The organism is Fusibacter sp., assembly GCF_057447755.1.
On record NZ_JBVBZF010000510.1, the window covers coordinates 1 to 1,668 of the forward strand.

3 protein-coding genes are annotated in these 1,668 nt (G+C 38.2%); all 3 read left to right on the plus strand.

Going from position 1 to position 1,668, the window contains the following annotated elements; genetic code table 11:
- Positions 1-47: 47 nt before the first annotated feature.
- Entirely contained in the window at positions 48-461 is a 414-nt protein-coding gene (locus AC220I_RS22220) for an arsenate reductase ArsC (protein WP_486726054.1), read from the plus strand.
- Between the two features lie 9 nt (positions 462-470).
- Positions 471-1,439 (plus strand): permease, encoded by a 969-nt coding sequence (locus AC220I_RS22225; RefSeq protein ID WP_486726055.1) that lies wholly within the window; start codon positions 471-473, stop codon positions 1,437-1,439.
- Positions 1,440-1,580: 141 nt separating this feature from the next.
- Positions 1,581-1,668 (plus strand): thioredoxin family protein (locus AC220I_RS22230; protein WP_486726056.1); only part of this gene is annotated, 88 nt, incomplete at its 3' end.

Below are 1,668 nucleotides of genomic sequence, written 5' to 3' on the forward strand. Positions count from 1 at the left end.
AAAAATATTAGTATCAAATATTAAAATGAAAGTGAATGAGGTTTATTATGAAAAAGTTTAAAGTTGCATTTGTATGTGTTCACAATTCTTGCAGAAGTCAAATGGCAGAAGGCTGGGCAAAAAAATTAGGTAGTGATATTCTAGAGGTTTATTCTGCTGGAACAGAAGATTATCCTGAGGTTAAACCACTGGCAGTTGAAGTCATGGAAGAGGCAGGTGTTGATATGAGTGAACATCATCCGAAGCTCTTGTCTGATATTCCTGAAACTTTAGATGTTTTAATTACAATGGGTTGTAATGTCGTTTGTCCATTTGTGCCTAACCAGCATATGGAGGACTGGGGACTTGATGATCCATCTGGTGGGCCGATCGAAGATTTTAGAGTAACGAGAGAACTCGTTAAGGAAAAGGTCCTTTTATTAATTGAAAGAATAAAATCAGGACAACTCCCATTAGAATAAGGAGGGACCATGTTTGATTGGTTAGATAATCTGGTAACACTCTTAGTTGAGAATGTGTTTAAGATTCCTGTGACAACACAACTTGGCAGTAGTATTCATTTTTTTATATATGACAGTGTAAAAATTGTTATTTTACTGGGCATCATGATTTTTATGATTTCCTATGTAAGAAGTTTTTTTCCACCAGAGCGTACCAAGAAAATCCTTGAAAGATTTGGTGGCATCACCGGTAATATCATGGCATCACTTCTTGGTATCGTGACGCCCTTTTGTTCTTGTTCCTCAGTGCCAATCTTTATTGGTTTTGTTGAAGCTGGTATTCCTCTCGGTGTGACGTTTTCTTTCTTAATCACATCACCTATTGTTAATGAAGCGGCATTTGCAATTCTTTTAGCCTCTTTTGGCTGGAAGATTGCGCTTGTCTATGTGGTGACTGGGGTTGTCGTTGGCGTCGTTGGTGGTATATTTATTGGGTCTTTAAAAATGGAAAGTCAAGTGGAAAGCTATGTATATGAAATCAGTTCTAGAGAAGTCGAAATTGAACAGCTGACTGTAAGAGATCGCATTCAGTTTTCTGTTCAAAATGTTAAGGATATAGTTGGTCGTGTTTGGATTTACTTGCTTATTGGGATTGCGCTTGGGGCACTAATTCATGGCTGGGCACCAGCTGAGCTTCTGGCGAAATATGCAGGACCTGATAATCCATTAGCCGTTATTGTGGCGGTTGTCTTTGGTATTCCCCTTTATTCCAATGCACTTGGGACAATTCCAATTGCTGAAGCCTTAATTTTAAAGGGTGTAGGCATTGGCACAGCCATGGCATTTATGATGGCAACCACAGCTTTATCACTGCCAGAGATGATCCTTCTCAAGAAAGTCATTAAGCCGAAATTGATTGCAACTTTTGTTGGAATCACTGGAATCGCAATTATACTAGTAGGCTATCTCTTTAATGGACTTGCCCACTGGCTGATATAGTTTAAAGACATATATGTTTTTAGTTTACCAATTAACACCCCCCTAAATTCACAAATGGCGTCATAAACTCACATATGGGGTCATAAATTTAGGAGAGTCAATATCAGGATATTTAATAGGTTGAAATAATAGGAGGCAGAGATGAACATTAAGGTTTTAGGATCAGGTTGTAAAAACTGTAAGAAGCTCGAAGAAAATGCGAGAGAAGCCGTTAAGGAAATGGGTATTG